20 protein-coding genes and 1 tRNA gene are annotated in these 20,877 nt (G+C 59.4%); 11 read left to right on the top strand and 10 right to left on the bottom strand.

Going from position 1 to position 20,877, the window contains the following annotated elements; genetic code table 11:
• Window positions 1-161 precede the first annotated feature (161 nt).
• From cyoA to F3H58_RS15040, 9 genes are all read left to right on the top strand, one after another.
• Window positions 162-1,292 carry a ubiquinol oxidase subunit II gene (gene cyoA, locus F3H58_RS15080; protein ID WP_065654756.1) on the top strand — a complete coding sequence of 377 codons (1,131 nt, stop codon included), beginning with the start codon at window positions 162-164 and terminating at the stop codon, window positions 1,290-1,292.
• A 76-nt stretch (window positions 1,293-1,368) separates the two neighbouring features.
• Window positions 1,369-3,372 (top strand): cytochrome o ubiquinol oxidase subunit I, encoded by a 2,004-nt coding sequence (gene cyoB, locus F3H58_RS15075; protein WP_125145102.1) that lies wholly within the window; start codon window positions 1,369-1,371, stop codon window positions 3,370-3,372.
• A gap of 5 nt (window positions 3,373-3,377) precedes the next feature.
• Window positions 3,378-4,001: a cytochrome o ubiquinol oxidase subunit III gene (gene cyoC, locus F3H58_RS15070; RefSeq protein ID WP_135398050.1), complete on the top strand. Its 624-nt coding sequence runs from the start codon at window positions 3,378-3,380 to the stop codon at window positions 3,999-4,001.
• Entirely contained in the window at window positions 4,001-4,396 is a 396-nt protein-coding gene (gene cyoD / locus F3H58_RS15065; protein ID WP_003514416.1) for a cytochrome o ubiquinol oxidase subunit IV, read from the top strand. The genes cyoC and cyoD overlap by 1 nt, the downstream gene beginning before the upstream one ends.
• A gap of 278 nt (window positions 4,397-4,674) precedes the next feature.
• Window positions 4,675-5,436 carry an SURF1 family protein gene (locus F3H58_RS15060; RefSeq protein ID WP_188128931.1) on the top strand — a complete coding sequence of 254 codons (762 nt, stop codon included), beginning with the start codon at window positions 4,675-4,677 and terminating at the stop codon, window positions 5,434-5,436.
• Between the two features lie 113 nt (window positions 5,437-5,549).
• Window positions 5,550-6,770: a phosphopentomutase gene (locus tag F3H58_RS15055; RefSeq protein ID WP_149742747.1), complete on the top strand. Its 1,221-nt coding sequence runs from the start codon at window positions 5,550-5,552 to the stop codon at window positions 6,768-6,770.
• Window positions 6,767-7,744: an adenosine deaminase gene (locus F3H58_RS15050; RefSeq protein ID WP_149742746.1), complete on the top strand. Its 978-nt coding sequence runs from the start codon at window positions 6,767-6,769 to the stop codon at window positions 7,742-7,744. Before F3H58_RS15055 ends, F3H58_RS15050 begins: the two co-directional genes overlap by 4 nt.
• Before the next feature lie 95 nt (window positions 7,745-7,839).
• Entirely contained in the window at window positions 7,840-8,469 is a 630-nt protein-coding gene (gene upp / locus F3H58_RS15045) for a uracil phosphoribosyltransferase (protein WP_003524359.1), read from the top strand.
• A gap of 133 nt (window positions 8,470-8,602) precedes the next feature.
• Complete coding sequence (locus F3H58_RS15040) at window positions 8,603-9,124, top strand: TIGR02281 family clan AA aspartic protease (RefSeq protein ID WP_149742745.1); 522 nt, start codon at window positions 8,603-8,605, stop codon at window positions 9,122-9,124.
• Here F3H58_RS15040 and deoA read toward each other — a convergent pair.
• The 10 genes from deoA to F3H58_RS14990 form a co-directional block, all read right to left on the bottom strand.
• A complete protein-coding gene (gene deoA, locus F3H58_RS15035) occupies window positions 9,117-10,433 on the bottom strand; it encodes a thymidine phosphorylase (RefSeq protein WP_149742744.1) in 1,317 nt (438 codons plus the stop codon). The genes F3H58_RS15040 and deoA overlap by 8 nt on opposite strands.
• The gene (deoC, locus tag F3H58_RS15030; protein ID WP_065654764.1) at window positions 10,430-11,203 is read right to left on the bottom strand and encodes a deoxyribose-phosphate aldolase; all 774 of its coding nucleotides are present in this window, start codon (window positions 11,201-11,203) and stop codon (window positions 10,430-10,432) included. Before deoC ends, deoA begins: the two co-directional genes overlap by 4 nt.
• A 2-nt stretch (window positions 11,204-11,205) precedes the next feature.
• Complete coding sequence (locus F3H58_RS15025; RefSeq protein ID WP_127756659.1) at window positions 11,206-12,006, bottom strand: purine-nucleoside phosphorylase; 801 nt, start codon at window positions 12,004-12,006, stop codon at window positions 11,206-11,208.
• Window positions 12,006-12,395, bottom strand: coding sequence for a cytidine deaminase (locus F3H58_RS15020; protein WP_188128945.1), 390 nt, complete (start codon window positions 12,393-12,395; stop codon window positions 12,006-12,008). The genes F3H58_RS15025 and F3H58_RS15020 overlap by 1 nt, the downstream gene beginning before the upstream one ends.
• Before the next feature lie 19 nt (window positions 12,396-12,414).
• Window positions 12,415-13,386: an ABC transporter permease gene (locus F3H58_RS15015; protein WP_003493080.1), complete on the bottom strand. Its 972-nt coding sequence runs from the start codon at window positions 13,384-13,386 to the stop codon at window positions 12,415-12,417.
• A 1-nt stretch (window position 13,387) separates the two neighbouring features.
• Window positions 13,388-14,497 carry an ABC transporter permease gene (locus F3H58_RS15010; RefSeq protein ID WP_149742742.1) on the bottom strand — a complete coding sequence of 370 codons (1,110 nt, stop codon included), beginning with the start codon at window positions 14,495-14,497 and terminating at the stop codon, window positions 13,388-13,390.
• A 7-nt stretch (window positions 14,498-14,504) separates the two neighbouring features.
• Window positions 14,505-16,010, bottom strand: a complete 1,506-nt coding sequence (locus F3H58_RS15005) for an ABC transporter ATP-binding protein (protein WP_149742870.1) — start codon at window positions 16,008-16,010, stop codon at window positions 14,505-14,507.
• Window positions 16,011-16,092: 82 nt separating this feature from the next.
• Window positions 16,093-17,085: a BMP family lipoprotein gene (locus F3H58_RS15000; RefSeq protein WP_149742741.1), complete on the bottom strand. Its 993-nt coding sequence runs from the start codon at window positions 17,083-17,085 to the stop codon at window positions 16,093-16,095.
• Window positions 17,086-17,299: 214 nt separating this feature from the next.
• Complete coding sequence (msrA, locus tag F3H58_RS14995) at window positions 17,300-17,950, bottom strand: peptide-methionine (S)-S-oxide reductase MsrA (RefSeq protein ID WP_149742869.1); 651 nt, start codon at window positions 17,948-17,950, stop codon at window positions 17,300-17,302.
• Between the two features lie 74 nt (window positions 17,951-18,024).
• Window positions 18,025-18,342 (bottom strand): hypothetical protein, encoded by a 318-nt coding sequence (locus F3H58_RS14990; RefSeq protein WP_149742740.1) that lies wholly within the window; start codon window positions 18,340-18,342, stop codon window positions 18,025-18,027.
• A gap of 220 nt (window positions 18,343-18,562) precedes the next feature.
• Here F3H58_RS14990 and F3H58_RS14985 point away from each other — a divergent pair.
• Both F3H58_RS14985 and dnaK read left to right on the top strand, forming a co-directional pair.
• Window positions 18,563-18,652 (top strand) — tRNA-Ser (locus tag F3H58_RS14985).
• A gap of 309 nt (window positions 18,653-18,961) precedes the next feature.
• Window positions 18,962-20,863, top strand: a complete 1,902-nt coding sequence (gene dnaK, locus F3H58_RS14980; protein ID WP_065654771.1) for a molecular chaperone DnaK — start codon at window positions 18,962-18,964, stop codon at window positions 20,861-20,863.
• Window positions 20,864-20,877: the final 14 nt, after the last annotated feature.

The raw sequence follows: 20,877 nt of genomic DNA, 5'->3' as shown, positions 1-20,877 counted from the left end.
CACCCTACGTAACGTCAATTGAAGTTTGGCAATAAAGGGTTGCCCAGTCAGCTGACCATGCGATAATGCACGCGCTCCGTCCTTAAACGCAGCTCTGCCCGAGACATGGTGCATCGCGAAGGTTTCGCTGCACCGCGACAATATACCTCATTTGAAAAATGATGTTCGGCAATTATTCGCGGCATAATCCAAACTGTACGAGTTCAAAGAACGTGCGCACGATCAAAAAAATCCTATCCGCCCTTCTGGCAATCCCGGCTCTGCTGCTGCTCAGCGGCTGTAACCTCGTGGTGATGAACCCTTCGGGCGACGTCGCCATCCAGCAGCGCGATCTTATCATCACGTCCACGGTCTTGATGCTGCTGATCATCGTCCCCGTCATCGTCCTGACGATTTTCTTCGCATGGAAGTATCGGGAATCGGCAAAGGCTGAGGATTACGATCCCGAGTGGCACCACTCCACGCGCCTTGAAATGGTGATCTGGTCGGCTCCGGTCGCCATCATCCTGATGCTCGGCACGGTGACCTGGATTTCCACTCACCGTCTCGACCCCTATCGTCCGCTGGAGCGTATCGATGAGAACCGTCAGGTGACCGCCGATGTCAAACCGATCACGGTGGAAGTGGTGGCCATGGACTGGAAGTGGCTGTTCTTCTATCCCGAACTCGGCATTGGCAGCGTCAATGAATTCGCCGCTCCGGTCGATGTTCCGATCAATTTCAAGATCACCGGCACGACAGCGATGAACTCCTTCTTCGTGCCCGCGCTCGCCGGCCAGATCTACGCGATGGGCGGCATGCAGACGAAGCTGCACGCGGTCATCAACAAGGAAGGCGTTTATGACGGCTTCTCGGCCAACTTCTCCGGCCCCGGCTTCTCTCACATGCGCTTCAAGTTCCATGGCCTCAGCCAGCAGGGCTTCGACCAGTGGGTTGCCAAGGCGAAAGAGGGCGGCAAGGGCTTCGGCCGCCAGGAATATCTGGAATTCGCCAAGCCTTCCGAGCGCGAGCCGGTACAATATTTCGCTTCGGTCGATCCCGAACTCTACAGCGCCATCCTCAACCGCTGCGTCGAGCCCAACAAGCTCTGCATGCGTGACATGATGCATATCGACGCCAATGGCGGCGGCGGCAAGGAAGGCATTGATATCGCCAAGGCGCTGAATTCCGTCGTCTGCACGCCGCTTGCGCCCTTTGGCGTCGCCAGCGGTCCTCAATCCACTCCGGCTGCGCTCGAAGGACAGACTTTCGAGCCTGCGGCGCTGCCGGAAACGAAACAAGTCGCTGGCTGACGGATACGTCCCGGCATTATGCGGCGCGGCCAATGGCTGCGCCGATCTTATGTCTTAGAATCGCAAGAGGCTAAAAATGATCGTCAATTCCGATCAAACGTCGTTCCTGTTCGGGAAGCTGACATGGGAGTCCATCCCGCTTCACGAGCCCATTCTTGTCGCAACCTTCGCGGCCGTGGCTCTGGGCGGTATCGCCGTCGTCGGCGCCCTCACCTATTTCCGCCTCTGGGGCTATCTCTGGAATGAATGGTTCACGAGCATCGATCACAAGAAGATCGGTATCATGTACATCATCCTGGCGCTGGTCATGCTGCTGCGCGGTTTCGCCGATGCCATCATGATGCGTGTCCAGCAGGCGATCGCGTCGGGCGGATCGGAAGGTTACCTCCCGCCACACCATTACGACCAGATCTTCACGGCCCACGGCGTCATCATGATCTTCTTCATGGCCATGCCGATGATCACGGGTCTGATGAACTTCGTCGTGCCGCTGCAGATCGGCGCCCGCGACGTTTCGTTCCCCTTCCTCAACAACTTCTCCTTCTGGATGACCACGGCCGGCGCCGTCATCACCATGATCTCGCTGTTCATCGGTGAATATGCGCAGACCGGCTGGCTGGCCTATCCGCCGCTCTCCGGCATCGATGGAAGCCCGGGAGTCGGGGTGGATTATTACATCTGGGGTCTGCAGATCGCCGGTGTGGGAACGACGCTATCGGGCATCAACCTGATCGTGACGATCATCAAGATGCGCGCGCCTGGCATGACCATGATGCGCCTGCCGATCTTCGTCTGGACATCGCTGTGTTCGAACATCCTGATCGTGGCCTCCTTCCCGATCCTGACCGGCACGCTGGCACTTCTCACCCTCGACCGCTACGTTGGCACCAACTTTTTCACCAACGATCTCGGCGGCAACCCGATGATGTATGTCAACCTCATCTGGATCTGGGGCCATCCCGAAGTCTACATCCTGGTCCTGCCGGCATTTGGCGTCTTCTCGGAAATCGTTGCGACGTTCTCCCGCAAGCGTCTCTTCGGTTATGCCTCGATGGTCTACGCCACGGGTGTCATCACCATCCTCGCCTATATCGTGTGGCTGCACCACTTCTTCACGATGGGTTCCGGTGCAAGCGTCAACGCTTTCTTCGGCATCACCACGATGATCATTTCGATCCCGACGGGTGCCAAGATCTTCAACTGGCTCTTCACCATGTATAAGGGCCGCATCAAGTTCGATGTCCCGATGCTGTGGACGATCGGCTTCATGATCACCTTCGTCATCGGCGGCATGACCGGCGTTCTCCTCGCCGTTCCGCCAGCGGACTTCGTGCTGCACAACTCGCTGTTCCTGATCGCCCACTTCCACAACACCATCATCGGTGGCGTGGTGTTCGGTGTGCTTGCGGGTATCGTCTACTGGTTCCCGAAGGCCTTCGGATACCGGCTCGATCCGTTCTGGGGCAAGCTGTCCTTCTGGTTCTGGTTCATCGGTTTCTATTTCGCCTTCATGCCGCTCTATATTCTCGGCCTGATGGGGATTACCCGCCGTATCAGCCAGTTCGAGGATAATTCCCTGCAGATCTGGTTCGTGATCGCCGCCTTCGGCGCCTTCCTGATCGCGCTTGGCATCGCCTCCTTCGTCATCCAGCTCATCGTCAGCTTCCTGAAGCGCGACAAGCTGCGTGACGTGACCGGCGACCCCTATAACGGCCGTACGCTGGAATGGTCGACGTCTTCGCCGCCACCCGCCTACAACTTCGCCTTCACGCCCGTCATCCATGATGTCGACGCCTGGGCGGATATGAAGAAGCGCGGTTACAGCCGTCCCAAGGAAGGCTTCATCCCGATCCACATGCCGAAGAACACCGGCGCCGGCGTCATCATCAGCGCCATCAGCGTGGTTCTCGGCTTCGCCCTGGTATGGCACATCTGGTGGCTTGCGGCTCTGTCGATGCTCGCCATCATCGCGGTCTCCATCGCCCATACCTTCAACTACAATCGCGATTATTACATTCCGGCTTCCGACGTTTCGACGGTCGAAGCGGAACGTACCAAGCTGCTCGCGGAACAGGCGTGACGAATATGGCTCATACACCTGCACAGAGCGTCGACGGCGCTGAACCGGTCTTCTACCTGAAGGAAGACCACCACCCGGAGAACGGCACCTCGCTGGGCTTCTGGCTCTACCTGATGAGCGACTGCCTCATCTTCGCGACGCTGTTTGCCACCTATGCCGTTGTCGGCCGCAACTACGCGGCCGGCCCTTCGGGTGCGGACCTGTTCGACCTGAAGCTGGTGGCGATCAATACCGGCTTCCTGCTTTTCTCTTCCATCACCTATGGCTTCGCCATGCTGGAAATGGAAAAGCAGAAGGTAAAGGCCACGCTGGTCTGGCTGGGTGTGACCGGCCTCTTCGGCCTCGCCTTCCTCGCCGTCGAACTCTACGAGTTCCATCACCTGATCGCGGAAGGTGCCGGTCCGCAGCGTTCGGCGTTCCTGTCGGCCTTCTTCGCGCTGGTCGGCACGCACGGTCTGCACGTCACCTTCGGCATCATCTGGCTCGTCACGTTGATGTTCCAGGTCGCCAAGCACGGCCTGATCGCCGCAAACAAGCGTCGCCTGATGTGCCTGTCGATGTTCTGGCACTTCCTTGACGTCATCTGGATCGGCGTCTTCTCCTTCGTTTATCTCATGGGAGTTCTTTGATGAGTTCCGAAGCACACGCACACCACGACGCGCATGGCGACGACCATCATCACCATGATGGTGCAAGCCATGGCACCTTCAAGAGCTACATGATCGGCTTCGTCCTGTCGGTTATCCTGACGGCGATCCCCTTCTGGCTGGTCATGGGCGACGTTCTTGAGAACAAGACCCTGCTGGTCATCGCGATCATGGGTCTCGGCGTCATCCAGATCTTCGTGCACATGATCTACTTCCTGCACATGGACACCAAGTCCGAAGGCGGCTGGACCTTCATGGCGCTGATCTTCACCGTCGTGGTGCTCCTGATCACGCTCTCCGGCTCGCTCTGGGTCATGTACAACATGAACAAGAACATGATGCCGCTGCACATCGAGGATGTGAAAAACCTGCCCTGAGCAGCAGAGACCTACGGCCTGCCGGGTTTCCGGCGGGCCGCCTTCGCGCCAACACATAACCCCATGAATCCTGGTGCGATTTATGGGGTTATTTGCTGGAAGAAGCGCATGCCGGCGCTAGTTTTTTTTCGCTTTTCCTCGAATCGCAAAAACACTCTAACTCTTTGTTTTGGCGCATTTCCGGACGGAAAACCGGGTTCCACTTTTCCTGGAAATGCTCCAGGAAACCCGCCAAAGCAGACCGGTTTCTGCCGGGCGCGCTTCGCAAGGACCGTGACATGAGCCAAACCACACCCCATAACCGGCGCATCCGCCCTGCGGCCATCGTCGTCCTGTTCCTGACCGTTGTTCTGACGGGTCTGCTGCTCGCGCTCGGCACCTGGCAGGTCAAGCGCCTTTCCTGGAAGCTCGATCTTATCGAGCGGGTCGAAGCCCGCGCCCATGCCGATCCCGTCGACGCCCCTGCCGCCAAAGAATGGCCGGCGCTCGGCGATCCGGCGGAATACGAATATCGCCGTGTGAAACTGTCCGGCACCTTCCTCAATGACAGGGAGGTTCAGGTCTATACGGTCACGGATCTCGGCCCCGGTTACTGGGTGATGACGCCGCTCAAGCGCGATGACGGCGCCAGCATCATCGTCAATCGCGGCTTCGTGCCGTCCGACAGGCGCGACCCATCCTCCCGCCAGGAAAGCGAACCGGCCGGAAACGTCGAGATCGTCGGACTGATGCGCGCGCCCGAAACCGGTGGGCTTTTCCTGCGCACCAACGATCCGGCAAATGGCCGCTGGTATTCCCGCAACATTCCGCAAATCTCGCAGGCATCCGGCCTTTCCGATGTCGCCCCGTTTTATGTCGACGCCGATGCGACACCCAATCCGGGCGGTCTGCCTGTCGGCGGGAAAACCATGCTCACCTTCCCCAACAACCACCTCTCCTATGCCGTTACGTGGTATATTCTGGCGGCGATGGTGGTGGCTGCGGGCTGGTATGTCCTGCGCAACCTCAACGCCCCCAAACCGAAACGGGACGAGGACTAAGCAGCCGGTTTTACCGGATGGTTCATAAAAGCACTTCCTTCTTCACGTTTTGCTGATCTATAACGATAGTTCGGCCTGACATTGCCCGTCGGCGCATTTTGTTTCGGTGAGTTATGGCAAGAGCATTTCTTCTCGTTCTGGATTCCTTCGGCGTCGGCGGCGCAACCGACGCGGAGCGCTATGGCGATCTTGGCGCAAACACGCTCGGCCACATCGCGGAATTCTGTGCAGCGGGCGCTGCCGACAAAGCGGGACTTCGCTCGGGTCCGCTGAAACTGCCGAACATGTGTTCGCTCGGCCTGCTGGAGATCGCGCGGCAGGCAAGCGGCGACATTCCCGCCGGCATGGAACCGCCCGAGCGCATTTTCGGCCTGCACGGTTCCGCCAGCGAAATCTCCAAGGGCAAGGACACGCCGTCCGGTCACTGGGAGATCGCCGGTACGCCCGTCACCTTCGACTGGGGATATTTCCCGACGGAAGGCGATGCGTTTTCGCCGGAACTGGTGGAGGCGATATGCAAGGAGGCTAATATTCCCGGCATCCTCGGCAATTGCCATGCTTCCGGCACCGAGATCATCGCTGCGCTCGGCGAGGAACATATCAGGACCGGTAAACCGATCTGCTACACCTCATCCGATTCCGTTTTCCAGATCGCCGCGCATGAAACGCATTTCGGCCTGGAACGCCTCATCGCGCTCTGCGAGACGGTGCGCAAGCTGCTCGATCCGCTGAATATCGGCCGCGTCATCGCCCGCCCCTTCATCGGCGAAACGGTGGCGACCTTCGAACGCACCGGCAACCGTCGCGATTTCTCCGTTCTGCCACCGGAACCAACCCTGCTCGACAGGCTTGTGGAGGCCGGCCGAAAAGTGCACGCCATCGGCAAGATCGGCGATATCTACGCCCATCAGGGTGTGACGCGCGTCATCAAGGCAAATGGCAACAGCGCCCTGATGGATGCGACGTTGCAGGCTATCGATGAGGCGGAAAACGGCGATCTCGTCTTCACCAATTTCGTCGATTTCGACATGCTTTATGGCCATCGCCGGGACGTTGCCGGTTACGCCGCCGCCCTTGAGGCCTTCGATGCGCGAATCCCCGAAATCCATCGCAAGATGGCGCCGGGTGACATCGCCCTTCTGACCGCCGATCACGGCTGCGACCCCACCTGGCGGGGCACGGACCATACACGGGAAAGGGTGCCGATCATGGCATTCGGACCGGGCATTCGCTCACGCGATGTCGGCATCCGTTCAAGCTACGCCGATATCGGCGAAAGCATCGCCCACCATCTTGGCATCGAGGCCGGTTCTCACGGCAGGAGCTTCATTTGACATCGCATTTGCTGAAAGCGGAAATTCACTGCCACATCGAAGGTGCGGCCCCGCCCGCCCTCGTCGCTAAACAGGCCGAGAAATACGGCATCGACACCAGCGATTTTCTGCGGGACGGCCAATATGTCTGGTCGGATTTCGCCGAATTCATCCGTTGTTACGATGCGGTGGCGCAGGTGTTCAAGACGGATGAGGATTATGCCGTCCTGACGGAAACCTACCTGACCGAACTTGCGCAAGCCAATACCATCTATAGCGAGCTGATCATTTCGCCCGATCATGGCGACCGCATCGGGCTTGGCGCCGACGCCTATCTGGCCGGCATTGCCGAAGGTATCCGCATCGCAAGGGAAAAGACGGGGATCGAAACCCGCATCATCGTCACCGGCGAGCGCCACTTCGGCCCGGAGCGGGTAATCGCCGCGGCCGAATATGCGGCACGCGCTCAACATCCGCTGGTGACGGGCTTCAACATGGCCGGCGAGGAGCGCATGGGCCGCGTCGCCGATTATGCGCGCGCCTTCGACATCGCCCGCGATGCCGGCCTCGGGCTGACCATTCATGCCGGCGAGGTTTGCGGGCCGGAAAGCGTTGCCGATGCGCTCGACCTCGTCAAACCGTCCCGCATCGGGCATGGCGTGCGCGCCATCGAAGATGCCGGTCTTATCGTCCGGCTGGCCGAGGCGGGAACGGTTCTGGAAGTCTGCCCCGGCTCTAATATCGCGCTCAACGTCTATCCCGATTTTGCCAGCCACCCGCTGAAAGCTCTGAGCGACGCCGGGGTGCGCGTCTGCATCAGTTCCGACGACCCGCCATTCTTCTTCACGTCGCTTGCGCGGGAATATGCGCTGGCTGCGAACGAGTTCGGCTTCAGCGATGCCGAGATCAATCGCATGACGCGGACTGCATTGGAATGCGCCTTCGTGGACGAGGCAACACGTGCGCGACTGCTTGCGAAACTCGATGGCGCCTGACGCTGCGGTTCGCGGGGGTAAAACCGCGAAGAAGGCTTGCGAAAAACGCACTTTCGGTGAATTACAGGGCATAAGATAAAAGGAAGGCCAGTTTCATGGACGGCGTCACAGTCATCGAACATCCGCTGGTGCGGCACAAACTTACCATCATGCGCAAGAAGGAAACTTCCACGGCCGGCTTCCGCCGCCTGCTCAGGGAAATTTCAACGCTGCTCTGCTATGAAGTGACGCGTGACCTTGAGATGACGATGGAAACCATCGATACGCCGCTCGAAACCATCGAGGCCCCCGTGCTCGAAGGCAAGAAACTGGTTTTCGCCTCCATCCTGCGCGCCGGCAACGGCCTCCTGGAAGGCATGCTCGAGCTCGTGCCTTCGGCGCGTGTTTCCCATATCGGCGTTTATCGCGATCATGACACGCTGGAAGCCGTCGAATATTACTTCAAGGCTCCGGAAAGCCTCGATGCGCGCCTTATCATCGTTGTCGATCCGATGCTGGCAACCGGCAATTCCTCTATCGCCGCCGTTGAGAAGCTGAAGGAGCGCGGTGCGAAGAACATCCGCTTCCTGTGTCTGCTGGCGGCGCCCGAAGGCATCAAGAACTTCCGTGAAGCGCATCCCGATGTGCATATCTACACCGCCGCCATCGACAGCCATCTGAACGAGAAGGGTTATATCGTTCCGGGCCTCGGCGATGCCGGCGACCGGATGTACGGCACCAAATAACGCCGTTCATCATCGCTTAACCGTTTGAGCCATTCGCCGCCCGATAAGCGGCGGATGGCTTTTTCTTTTAAGGTTTCAGCATGTTTTGCATCTATTCTCGGCAAGAATAACCTGCCCCTGGAGGAGCGAAGACTTGCTGACGCGCGCGATTTTCCTGCTTGTTGGGCTTTCGGTCGGTGCGACGCAGATTCCGGCTCTGGTGGAAAAATTTCAGCCGCGCCCGGAAGCAAGCATCGAGAAAGCGGAAGCCAGACCCGAAACGGCCAAACCGGAGTCCGTCTCCCTTGGCGGCGTCAGTCTGAAAGCGGATGCGCGCGGCCACTTCAATGCCACCTTCCGCGTCAACGGCAAATCCTTCGACGGACTTGTCGATACCGGCGCTTCCATGGTCGCCATCAACGAGACGATTGCGCGCCGGCTCGGTTACGGCGTCAACAGCCTCGATTATAAATATGCGATTTCCACGGCGAATGGTCAGACCATGGCCGCCTATGTGAAACTCGACCGGGTGGAGATCGGCACTATCCGGGTTCAGAATGTCGACGCCATGGTGCTGAAGGACAATGCGCTCGGCAACATGCTGATCGGCATGAGCTTCCTCAAACAACTATCGTCCTTCAAGGTATCGGGCGGCGAGATGCGGCTGGTCAGGTGATCCGCTCAAGAACGGGCGCACCAATCTCAGGCGCGCTGTCAGCAATTCCGTAGCAGGCAGCTACCCTTTTCATGGCATGTTCCGCTTCGTCCCTCGAAGCAGCATGAACGGTGGCGATCCGCGCGCCCTTTTCCACTTTCGCGCCGAGCGGCAGGATGTCCGAGATACCGACGGAAAGATTGATCGTGTCCGATGGCTTTTTCCTGCCGCCGCCGAGTTCAACGACAACCATGCCAAGATCGCGCGTGGCGCAGGAGGCGAGCAAACCGCTGCGCTCCGCCAGAACCGGAAGAATGACCGGCGCAGAGGGCAGATAACGGGACGGATGCTCAACGAAATCCGATGGACCGCCCAGTGCCGAAACCATCCGCGCAAAGATTTCCAACGCCCGGCCGGAGGAGAGCGCAGCTGACGCCAGCGCATGTCCTTCCTCCAGCGTGGCCGCCTTTTGCGCCTGCATCAGCATTTCCGCCGCAAAGGACAGGACGACCTTTTCAAGATGGGTGCCGGCCTTGCGACCGGCCAGAAAATCCAGACAATTGACGATTTCCACCGCATTGCCGGCGGCATCGCCAAGCGGCTGGTTCATGTCGGTTATCAGCGCCGTTGTCGGCAGGCCTGCGCCATTCGCCACATCGACCAGCGCGCGGGCGAGATTGCGGGCATCCTCAACGCTCTGCATGAAAGCACCGTTGCCGACCTTCACATCCAGAACCAGCGTTTGCAGCCCGGCCGCAAGCTTTTTCGACAGGATGGAGGCCGTGATCAGCGGTATGGAATCCACCGTCGCGGTCACATCGCGAATGGCATAGAGGCGTTTATCGGCTGGAGCGAGATCGCCCGTTTGGCCGATGATGGCGCAGCCGACGGTCTTTACCGTCCGCCGAAACAACGCCTCGTCCGGCATGACGTTGTAACCGGGGATCGCTTCCAGCTTGTCCAGCGTGCCGCCGGTATGGCCAAGGCCCCTGCCGGAAATCATCGGCACGGCGAGACCGCAGGCGGCAACGATGGGGGCGAGCATCAGGGAGACATTATCGCCGACGCCGCCGGTGGAATGCTTGTCCGCCACCGGCCTGCCGAGATCGCTCCAGGACAGGACCTCACCGCTGTCGCGCATCGCCAGCGTCAGCGCCACCATCTCATCCCGGTTCATGCCGCGAAAGAACACCGCCATGGCAAAAGCAGCCGCCTGCCCTTCCGAGATGCCGTCTTTCGAAAGCGCCTCTATGAAAGCTGCAATCTCCCGAGGCTCAAGTGACAGGCCATCGCGTTTGCGCCGGATGATTTCCTGCGGGATCAAGCTCAATACCCGCTGGCGGCCTTGGCGGGCTCGCCGCCGGCCAGCACGTTCAGCACATCGTCGAGAACACCCGAAGCGCCGAAACGGAAGGTGGACGGCATGGCCCAGTTGGGCGCCATGATGGTTTCCGCAAGCCTGAGGTAAAGCGTGGCGTCCTCCACCGTGCCAATGCCGCCGGCGGGCTTGAAGCCCACCTTCTGCCGGCTGTCGCGGATCGCCTGCAACATGATGTCGGCTGCCTCCAGCGTGGCATTGATGGCAACCTTGCCGGTCGAGGTCTTGATGAAATCGGCCCCTTCGGCAATGGCGAGTTCCGATGCGCGACGGATCAGCGCCTTGTCCTTCAACTCACCGGTTTCAAGAATGACCTTGAGTAGCACGGGTGCAACGCAGGCCTTGCGAACGGCGGCCACCATGGTGGACACCGCCGTTTCATCGCCGGCTATGAATTTGCGATAGGGAATGACGAGATCGATTTCGTCAGCGCCGTCGCGGATCGCCGCCTCCGTTTCCGCAACCACGGCCGCGATGTCCAGATCGCCCGAAGGAAAATTGACGACCGTGGCGATGCGGATAGCATGGTCTTTTCCGAACGCCGCACGGGCCTGCGCCACGAAGCGCGGCCAGATGCAGATTGCGGCCGTATTGCCATACTCTGTATGCGCCCGCTGGCACAAAGCGGCGATCTGCTCGGGCGTGCAGTCTTCCTTGAGATTGGTCAGGTCCAGCAAGGACAGGGTGAGGGCAGCCGCTTCGCGCGGACGCTGGAGTTCCATGGTCACGCTCCTCCTGCGATCATTTCCTTCAGAATGGCGGCAAGCCTCTTGCCACCCACGGGAGCCATATCCTTGGTTTCTTCATGGCTCAGTTCCGCGCCGGTCATGCCGGCACCGTAATTGGTAATAACCGATGCGGCGGCGACGCGCATCCCGAAAAAGCGCGCAAGGATGACTTCCGGCACGGTGGACATGCCAACGGCATCCGCCCCCAGCAGACGCGCCATGCGGATTTCCGCCGGTGTTTCGAAGCTCGGGCCGGAAAACCACATATAGACACCGCCGAACAAAGGCACTGTGGCGCGGATGGCGGCGTTACGCATGGCAAGCATCAGATCGGGATCGTAAGCGGTGGTCATGCCGACGAAGCGGCGGTCGCTTTCCTCGCCGATTAGCGGGTTCATGCCGGAATAGTTGATGTGATCGGTGATCTGCATGACCGAGCCGGGCGGCATATCCTGCCTGACCGAACCTGCCGAATTGGTGAGGATGAGCGACTGCACGCCAAGGCCGGCCAGCGCCCCGATGATCGCGCGCATGGCGGACGGATCGCCCTTTTCGTAATAATGCACCCGGCCGGAGAGCATCATGACCGGCTCCCCGCCAAGATAGCCCGCCACCAGCTCGCCCGCATGGCCGGAAACGCCGCTTGCAGGAAAACCGGGGAGTTCGGCATAGGGCACCCGGATCGGGTCGCTGACGTCTTCCACCAGCGAACCGAGGCCCGAGCCGAGGACGATGGCGACGCGCGGCATCAGGCCGTTCAGGCGCTCCACCAGAATATCGATCAGCGTATCCGGCATCAGGGCAGCTCTGTCTTGAAGCTGAAGGGCAAAAGCTCTTCCATGGTCATGACCTTCTGCACGCCGGTTTCGTCGCAGAGATAGACTTTCGTGTCCGGCGTCGCGAATTCGGCGATCTTCTGCCGGCAGCCCCCACAAGGTGGGCAAAGAGCAAGCTTTTCGGCGATGACCGCGATTTCGCTGATCTTCTTCGCCCCACCCATGATCATGGCGCTGATGGCGGAAGGTTCAGCGCACCAGCCCTGCGGGAAGGAGAGGTTCTCGATATTGGCGCCCTTGTAAATCTTGCCGTCTTTGGCGCGGATCGCCGCACCGACCGGAAATTTCGAATAGGGCGCATGGGCAAAGGCCATGGCCTCCACCGCTGCCTCGAACAGGGCATGGGACATCGGATCTCGGGACATGGATTTAACGCTCCTTCGCATAGGCAACGCCACCGGCCTTGGGGGGCTTGGCGACGCCGATGAAACCGGCAAGCAGGATGCAGGTCAGAATATAGGGCATGGCCTGGAAAATCTGCACCGGCACCTCGCCTATGCCCGGCACGGATTTACCCTGCATGAAGTTGGCGAAGGCATCCAGAAAACCGAAAAGCAGGCAGGCGAACATGACCGGCACCGGCTTCCATTTCGCGAAGATCAGCGCCGCAAGCGCGATATAGCCCTTGCCAGCCGACATGTTGGCGATGAAGGCCGCCGACTGCGCAACGGCGAGATAGGCGCCCGAAAAACCGCAGAGGAAACCGGCGACGATGACGGCGCGGAAGCGCATCCATGTCACCGAAATGCCGGCCGTATCCACCGCACCCGGGTTTTCACCCACAGCGCGCAGGCGCAGGCCGAAACGGGTGCGATAAAGCACCCACCAGGAGAGCGGCACCGCCAGAAAGGCGAGATAGGTGAGAATATTGTTGCCGGAAATGACATTGGCATAAAGCGGGCCGATGAAGGGCACCTCGCGCATCGCATCCGCACCGGGCAGGATGATCGGCGCAAAGCGGCCTTCGGACGGCAATTGCGGCGTGCGGCCGCCCTGCCCGAACCAGGCCTGTCCGAGAACCACTGTCAAGCCGGCGGCGATGAAATTCAGCGCCACTCCGGATACGATCTGGTTGCCACGGTTGGTGATGACGGCAAAACCATGGATCAGCGAGAAGAGGATGGAGACGGTGATGCCCGCCAGCAGACCCGCCCATGGGTCCGCTGTGAGATAGGCGACGCAGGCAGAGGCGAAGGCCGCCGCCAGCATCTTGCCTTCAAGGCCGATATCGAACACGCCCGCGCGTTCGGAAAAGAGCCCGGCGAGCGCGGTGAAGAGCAGCGGGATGGTGAGGCGGACGGTCGAGCCGAGGATGCTGACCAGCATATCGAAGAAATCCATATCAGCTCACCCCTTTTGCCAAACGCTGGTAGATGCGGACGACCGCCGGCCGGTACATATATTCCAGCGCGCCGGCGAAGAGGATCACCAGACCCTGAATGACCACGATCATTTCACGGGTGATATTTGGCATCTCGAAAGAGAGGTCTGCACCACCCTGATAGAGAATGCCGAACAGCAGCGCCGAAAACAGGATACCGAGCGGGTGGCTTCGCCCCATCAGCGAGACGGCGATGCCGACGAAACCCGCACCGCCGACAAATTCCACCTGCAGGCGGGCGGAAGCCCCCATGACCGGGTTCAGCGCCATCATACCTGCCAGACCGCCGGAAATGAGCATGGCGATGATGACGGTGCGCGCATAGGGAATGCCGGCATAGACGGCCGCCGAGGGGCTGACGCCGAGCGTGCGCATCTCATAACCGAGCTTGGTGCGCCAGATCAGCACCCAGACGAGTAAACACATGACCAGTGCGATGATGAAGGAGACGTTGAACGGCGCCGGCCCGAGCTTGAGGCCGAACAGCGCCATCAGCCAGTCAAGCTTCGGCAATTGCCCGCCCGGCAGAAAGGTGCGCGTTTCCGGCGCCATCTTGCCCGGCACGATCAGCACATTCACCAGCAGATAGACCATCAGCGCAGCCGCGATGAAGTTGAACATGATGGTGGTGATGACAACGTGGCTCCCGCGTTTTGCCTGCAGCCATGCCGGAATGAAGGCCCAGGCAGCGCCAAAAACCGCAGCACCGATGACGGCGAAAGGCATCGTCACATACCACGGCACGTAACGGTCGAGCGCCAGCGCCACCAGCGCGGCACCCAGACCGCCAATATAGGCCTGACCTTCGGAACCGATATTGAAGAGGCCGGCATGGAAGGCCACGGCGACGGAAAGGCCGGTGAAGATGAAGCTCGTCGTGTAGAACAGCGTGAAGCCGATGGCATCGCCACGGCCAAGCGCACCCTCGATGAGCAGGCGCAGCGCCGCCAGCGGGCTTTCCCCGATGGACCAGACAACGAGGCCGGAAATCAGAAAGGCAGTAACAACGTTCAGCAACGGCAGCAGGCCGTAGCTGATCCAGTTTGGTAGGGGTACGGAAGCGGTGCTCATTCATGCCTCATGCGGCGATGCCGGCCATCATCAGGCCCAGCGTCTGTTCTTCGGCTTCCGCCGTTTTTTCTCCAACGACACGGCCGGCGAACATGACCATGATCCGATCCGAAAGGGAACGGATTTCATCGAGTTCGACCGAAACCAGCAGAATAGCCTTACCGGCATCGCGCATTTCGATGATGCGGCGATGGATGAATTCGATGGCGCCGATATCCACGCCGCGTGTGGGCTGGCCGATTATCAGCATCTTCGGATCCCGCTCGATTTCACGGGCGACGACGATCTTCTGCTGATTGCCGCCGGAAAAATTGGCGGTCTTCAACCGCGGATTCGGCGGGCGGATGTCGTATTTCTCGATCTTTTCGACCGCATCCCTGCGGATGGCCTCGGGGTTGAGGAAAGGTCCTTTGCCGTATCGTTCATCATGGTGATAACCGAGGATGGAGTTCTCATATTCCTCGAATTTCAAGACCAGCCCCATATGGTGGCGGTCTTCCGGGATATGCGCGAGGCCGAGCCTGCGCAAAATTGCCGGATCGGGGTGGTCCACCTTCTGGCCATCCACCCATATCTGGCCCGAATGGGGCTTGCGAATACCGGCGATGGCTTCGAGCAGCTCCGACTGGCCATTGCCCGCCACGCCGGCAATGCCGACGATTTCACCGGCGCGGACATCGAGCGAGACATCATCCACCATGGTGACGCCGCGACTGTCCTTGACGGTCAGATTGCGGATGGAGAGCAGAACATCGCCCGGCGTCGTCTCGCCCTTTTCCACCCTGAGCAGCACGCGACGGCCAACCATCAGTTCGGCCAGTTCCTCGACGCTAGTTTCGGAGGTCTTGCGGGTCGCGACCATTTCACCGCGGCGCATGACGGAAACGGAATCCGTGATCGCCATGATTTCACGCAGCTTATGGGTGATGAGGATGACGGTCTTGCCCTGCTCGCGCAGGACGCCGAGTATCTTGAAAAGGTGATCGGCCTCGGCCGGCGTCAGAACGCCGGTCGGCTCGTCGAGGATCAGGATTTCGGCGCCACGATACATGGCTTTGAGGATTTCGACGCGCTGCTGCAGGCCGACCGGCAATTCCTCGATGACCGCATCCGGTTCGACTTCCAGACCGTAATCGTCCTCGAGACGCTGCAACTCCTTGCGGGCCGCTGCTCGGCCCTTGGCGAGCGATGCGCCGCCTTCCGCGCCGAGCATGACGTTTTCAAGCACGGTGAAATTTTCCACCAACATGAAGTGCTGATGCACCATGCCGATGCCGGCATTGATGGCCGTCTGGCTGTCACGGATCGCGACGGGCGTGCCATTCACCCGGATTTCACCGGCGTCCGCCTGGTAAAAGCCGTAGAGGATCGACATCAGGGTCGATTTCCCGGCACCGTTTTCCCCGATAATGCCGTGGATCGTGCCCTTGGCGACCGTCAGATTGATATTCTTGTTGGCGTGAACGGCACCGAATTTCTTGTCGATGCCCACGAGTTCGATTGCAGGGTCCATACTCAAACCGAAACCTCTCCGAAGGCTGGATATGAAAAGGGCGCAAGATGAAAATCATCATGCGCCCCAAGCTTGTATCATATCATTTCGGGCAGGACTTGTCCGCCATATAGTCATGGACCTTGACGGCGCCAGAGATGATGTCGGCCTTCGCCTTGTCCACGGCAGCAGTCATTTCCGTTGTGATCAGAGCCTTGTTGTTGTCGTCAACCGCGTAAGCGACGCCGTCCTCCTTCACACCGAGCGCCACGACGCCAGCTGTGAACTTGTCGTCTTTGGCATCCTTGAACGCGTTATAAACTGCGAGATCGACCCGCTTGACCATGGACGTCAGAACCGAGCCGGGATGCAGGTGGTTCTGGTTGGAATCGACGCCGATCGAAAGCTTCTTATTGTCTGCGGCTGTCTGCAGAACGCCGAGACCGGTCGCACCGGCTGCCGCGTAGATCACGTCGGCGCCTTGGTCGATCTGGTTCTTGGTGAGTTCACCGCCGCGGACGGGATCGTTCCAGGCTGCACCCGTCGTTCCCGTCATGTTTTGGAAGACTTCGATCTTGTCGTTGGCGGCCTTGGCGCCCTGTGCATAACCACAGGCGAATTTACGGATCAAGGGAACATCCATTCCGCCGACGAAGCCGACCTTGCCGGTCTTGGAGGCCATGCCCGCCAAAAGACCTACGAGGTAAGAGCCCTCATGTTCCTTATAAACAACAGAACGCACGTTAGGCGCATCTACAACGGTATCAACGATCACGAACTTGGTATCGGGATATTCCGCCGCAACCTTGGCCATCGGCGCTTCCCAGATGAAGGAAATCGCAACGACCGGGTTGAAGCCCTTGCTGGCGAAGTTGCGGATGGCCTGTTCGCCCTGCGTGTCGCTGGTCGGCTCGAAATCGCGGAACTCGATGCCCGTTTCTGCCTTGAACTTTTCAGCGCCGGCCGCAGCGGCCTCGTTGAACGACTTGTCGAACTTGCCGCCCGTGCCATAGACCAGCGCCGGCTTGATATCCGCGGCGAGCGCGGAAGCCGACATTGCGGCAAGCGCAAAAAGCGTCAGAAGGGATTTTTTCATTGTGCAGCCCTGTTGTTGCAATTGATATTATAAGGGTCCTCCCGCAATCCCGTTGACCGGGAATGTCTGCGGAACCGCCAGCCGTTTTCCCGGCTGTGCTTGCCTCATATCCTTGCATGGCTCAATGAAAAATTCATCCGGTTTTTTTGACCCGGTGGAAAAACTTTATTCTGGCGCTTTTTTGGTCTTTCCACCGGTGCGACGTGCAAAAAATCTAGTCGATATTGCAGCTTACGCCGGTTCCCCTCAGGCCGCAGTAGCCGCCCGGGTTCTTGGCAAGATATTGCTGATGGTAGTCTTCAGCGTAATAAAACTTTTCAAGCGGCCCGATCTCAGTGGTAATGGCGCTGCCATGGCCGGCCTCGTCCAAAGCCTGTTGAAAAGCATCGCTCGCCTTCTGCGCCTGCTGCAACTGCCCTTCCGTCGTCGCGTAAATGGCGGAACGGTAGGTCGTGCCGACATCGTTGCCCTGCCGCATCCCTTGTGTCGGATCATGCTCCTCGAAGAATATCTTCAGCAGGCCCGGGAGCGAGATCACGGCCGGATCGTAGACAACCTTGACCACTTCGGCGTGGCCCGTCTGGCCCGTGGTCGTCTCCTGATAGGTGGGGTTGCGGGTGAAGCCGCCGGCATAACCCACCGCCGTCACCCACACGCCCGGCGTTTTCCAGAACAACCGTTCCGCACCCCAGAAGCAGCCCATGCCGAGATAGATGGTTTCAAGACCATCCGGATAAGGCCCCTTCAAAGGCCGGCCATTCACGAAATGGGTTTCCGGCACCGCAAGCGCCTCTTCACGGCCGGGCAAGGCGGTTTCTTCGGTCGGCATCGTCGTTTTTTTTGAAAGCGTATCGAACAGGAACATTCGGTCCTCCATGCGGCCAGTTCCGCCGCTTCTCATGGTTCACGTCTGCGGGCGCCTATTTCGACAGATACAAGTCAGGCCGATAAACGCCTCATCGCCTTGTGTTTCCTGTAACCCGCCATCCAGCAGAGCAGGGAAAGCGCCAGGGAAACGGCAAATGCGGGCACCGCCGACAGGGCATTTTCAATGAAGCGCCACGCTTCAGGGTGAATATAGTGAGCCATGGCCGCTTCCACCATGGTGCGCGAGGCAGGAAGCAGATAGTTCCAGACGGACAGGATGCCGGTGATGTTGACCGAGGATGTGGAAACCGAGCGGACCGAATCGAGCACACCCAGAAAAACCGCCGCCACGAGGAAAAGAAAGCTCAAAAACCGCAAAACAGCTTTCATCAGGGACACCTCGTTTACGATCTGCCGGTCAGGCAGCCATATTTTGAAATCTATATTGCATCGATAAAGGCGGGAAAACCGGTTTGCAATCGCATCGGAACACAGGAAATTGCCGACATTTCAAAAAACTGTCAGATTCGTGTTGATCCCTGCGAATTCATCGGTATATATCGCGCCGTTCCAGTGATTTGCATTCTTCAAAACATGCAGATTTGAAAAAGGACAGGTGGCCGAGTGGTTTAAGGCGCACGCCTGGAACGCGTGTGTGCGTGAAAGCGTACCGTGGGTTCGAATCCCACCCTGTCCGCCATTTCACCCCACCCCGATACCGTTAAAAGCCAGTCTCAACGGGTCACTTGCCGCGATGTCGACCGGCAGCGCCGTGTAGAGCCCGAGCCGCCTTTTCCCGCTTCCGGAAGCCGTGATGGCTATGCTTCTGCACAGACAGGGGTTTCCTGCGCTTTTTTGCTGCGCTTCCCCCTGTCTTGCGCCTTGCAGCAGGAAAAATCGCTCCTTATATACGCCGCATAACAGCAGCGAAGGCTGCAAATCCAAGTCAAGGAGTTGCCACAAGAATGCCTCACGGGGTTCCGGCAGCTCGCTTCAAGGAGAGAAGAGCATGGCAAAAGTAATCGGTATCGACCTTGGCACGACCAACTCCTGCGTCGCAGTGATGGACGGCAAGGACACGAAAGTAATTGAAAACGCGGAAGGCGCGCGTACCACGCCGTCCATGGTGGCATTTTCCGACGATGGCGAGCGCCTTGTCGGCCAGCCGGCCAAGCGCCAGGCGGTCACCAACCCGACCAACACCCTGTTTGCGGTCAAGCGCCTTATCGGCCGCCGTTATGAAGACCCGACCGTCGAAAAGGACAAGGCTCTGGTCCCCTTTGAAATCGTCAAGGGTGACAATGGCGACGCATGGGTGAAGGCGCAGGACAAGCCCTATTCCCCTTCGCAGATTTCCGCGATGATCCTTCAGAAGATGAAGGAAACGGCTGAATCCTATCTCGGCGAAAAGGTTGAGAAGGCCGTTATCACGGTTCCTGCCTACTTCAACGACGCCCAGCGTCAGGCAACCAAGGATGCCGGCCGCATTGCCGGTCTGGACGTCCTGCGTATCATCAACGAGCCGACTGCGGCAGCGCTTGCTTACGGTCTCGACAAGAAGGACGGCAAGACAATCGCCGTTTACGACCTTGGCGGCGGCACCTTCGATATTTCCGTGCTGGAAATCGGCGACGGCGTCTTCGAAGTGAAGTCCACCAACGGCGATACCTTCCTTGGCGGTGAAGACTTCGACATGCGTCTGGTCGAATATCTGGCCGGCGAGTTCAAGAAGGATCAGGGCATTGACCTGAAGAACGACAAGCTTGCTCTGCAGCGCCTCAAGGAAGCTGCCGAAAAGGCGAAGATCGAACTGTCGTCCTCGCAGCAGACCGAAATCAACCTGCCGTTCATCACGGCCGATGCTTCCGGTCCGAAGCATCTGACGCTGAAGCTGACCCGTGCAAAATTCGAAAGCCTGGTCGACGACCTCGTGCAGCGCACCGTTGCGCCTTGCAAGGCAGCGCTCAAGGATGCCGGCGTCTCCGCTTCCGAGATCGACGAAGTCGTTCTCGTCGGTGGCATGAGCCGCATGCCGAAGGTGCAGGAAGTCGTCAAGCAGCTGTTCGGCAAGGAGCCGCATAAGGGCGTGAACCCGGACGAAGTGGTTGCCATGGGCGCAGCCATTCAGGCTGGCGTTCTGCAGGGCGATGTCAAGGACGTTCTGCTGCTCGACGTGACCCCGCTGTCGCTCGGCATCGAAACGCTGGGTGGCGTCTTCACGCGTCTGATCGATCGCAACACGACGATCCCGACCAAGAAGAGCCAGACCTTCTCGACCGCCGAAGACAACCAGTCGGCCGTGACCATCCGCGTCTCTCAGGGCGAGCGTGAAATGGCGCAGGACAACAAGCTGCTCGGCCAGTTCGACCTCGTCGGCCTGCCGCCGGCACCGCGCGGCGTTCCGCAGATCGAAGTCACCTTCGATATCGACGCCAACGGCATCGTGCAGGTTTCGGCGAAAGACAAGGGCACCGGCAAGGAACAGCAGATCCGCATCCAGGCTTCCGGCGGTCTCTCCGACGCCGACATCGAGAAGATGGTGAAGGACGCCGAAGCCAATGCCGAAGCCGACAAGAAGCGTCGTGCGGGTGTGGAAGCCAAGAACCAGGCCGAAAGCCTCATCCACTCCACCGAGAAGTCGGTGAAGGAATATGGTGACAAGGTTTCCGAGACCGACCGCAAGGCGATCGAAGACGCCATTGCCGCCCTGAAGACCGCTGTCGAAGCCGCTGAGCCTGACGCAGACGACATTCAGGCCAAGACCCAGACCCTCATGGAAGTCTCCATGAAGCTCGGTCAGGCCATCTACGAGGCACAGCAGGCCGAGGCCGGTGATGCTTCCGCAGAAGGCAAGGATGACGTCGTCGATGCCGACTATGAAGAAATCAAGGACGATAAGAAGTCCGCATAATAGCGCGACTTCCC

The organism is Rhizobium sp. NFACC06-2 (assembly GCF_900101425.1).
Classification (GTDB): domain Bacteria; phylum Pseudomonadota; class Alphaproteobacteria; order Rhizobiales; family Rhizobiaceae; genus Agrobacterium; species Agrobacterium leguminum.
Note: the sequence above shows the minus strand (reverse complement) of the source record. Positions and strands in the feature narration are given on the sequence as shown.

What these genes read in the sequence shown, in the direction of transcription:
- cyoA (WP_065654756.1), top strand. Translation starts at nt 162, where the DNA reads ATGTTCGGCAATTATTCGCGGCATAATCCAAACTGTACGAGTTCAAAG.
- cyoB (WP_125145102.1), top strand. Translation starts at nt 1,369, where the DNA reads ATGATCGTCAATTCCGATCAAACGTCGTTCCTGTTCGGGAAGCTGACA.
- cyoC (WP_135398050.1), top strand. Translation starts at nt 3,378, where the DNA reads ATGGCTCATACACCTGCACAGAGCGTCGACGGCGCTGAACCGGTCTTC.
- cyoD (WP_003514416.1), top strand. Translation starts at nt 4,001, where the DNA reads ATGAGTTCCGAAGCACACGCACACCACGACGCGCATGGCGACGACCAT.
- F3H58_RS15060 (WP_188128931.1), top strand. Translation starts at nt 4,675, where the DNA reads ATGAGCCAAACCACACCCCATAACCGGCGCATCCGCCCTGCGGCCATC.
- F3H58_RS15055 (WP_149742747.1), top strand. Translation starts at nt 5,550, where the DNA reads ATGGCAAGAGCATTTCTTCTCGTTCTGGATTCCTTCGGCGTCGGCGGC.
- upp (WP_003524359.1), top strand. Translation starts at nt 7,840, where the DNA reads ATGGACGGCGTCACAGTCATCGAACATCCGCTGGTGCGGCACAAACTT.
- deoC (WP_065654764.1), bottom strand. Translation starts at nt 11,203, where the DNA reads ATGGAACTCCAGCGTCCGCGCGAAGCGGCTGCCCTCACCCTGTCCTTG.
- F3H58_RS15025 (WP_127756659.1), bottom strand. Translation starts at nt 12,006, where the DNA reads ATGCCGGATACGCTGATCGATATTCTGGTGGAGCGCCTGAACGGCCTG.
- F3H58_RS15020 (WP_188128945.1), bottom strand. Translation starts at nt 12,395, where the DNA reads ATGTCCCATGCCCTGTTCGAGGCAGCGGTGGAGGCCATGGCCTTTGCC.
- F3H58_RS15015 (WP_003493080.1), bottom strand. Translation starts at nt 13,386, where the DNA reads ATGGATTTCTTCGATATGCTGGTCAGCATCCTCGGCTCGACCGTCCGC.
- F3H58_RS15010 (WP_149742742.1), bottom strand. Translation starts at nt 14,497, where the DNA reads ATGAGCACCGCTTCCGTACCCCTACCAAACTGGATCAGCTACGGCCTG.
- F3H58_RS15005 (WP_149742870.1), bottom strand. Translation starts at nt 16,010, where the DNA reads ATGGACCCTGCAATCGAACTCGTGGGCATCGACAAGAAATTCGGTGCC.
- F3H58_RS15000 (WP_149742741.1), bottom strand. Translation starts at nt 17,085, where the DNA reads ATGAAAAAATCCCTTCTGACGCTTTTTGCGCTTGCCGCAATGTCGGCT.
- msrA (WP_149742869.1), bottom strand. Translation starts at nt 17,950, where the DNA reads ATGTTCCTGTTCGATACGCTTTCAAAAAAAACGACGATGCCGACCGAA.
- F3H58_RS14990 (WP_149742740.1), bottom strand. Translation starts at nt 18,342, where the DNA reads ATGAAAGCTGTTTTGCGGTTTTTGAGCTTTCTTTTCCTCGTGGCGGCG.
- dnaK (WP_065654771.1), top strand. Translation starts at nt 18,962, where the DNA reads ATGGCAAAAGTAATCGGTATCGACCTTGGCACGACCAACTCCTGCGTC.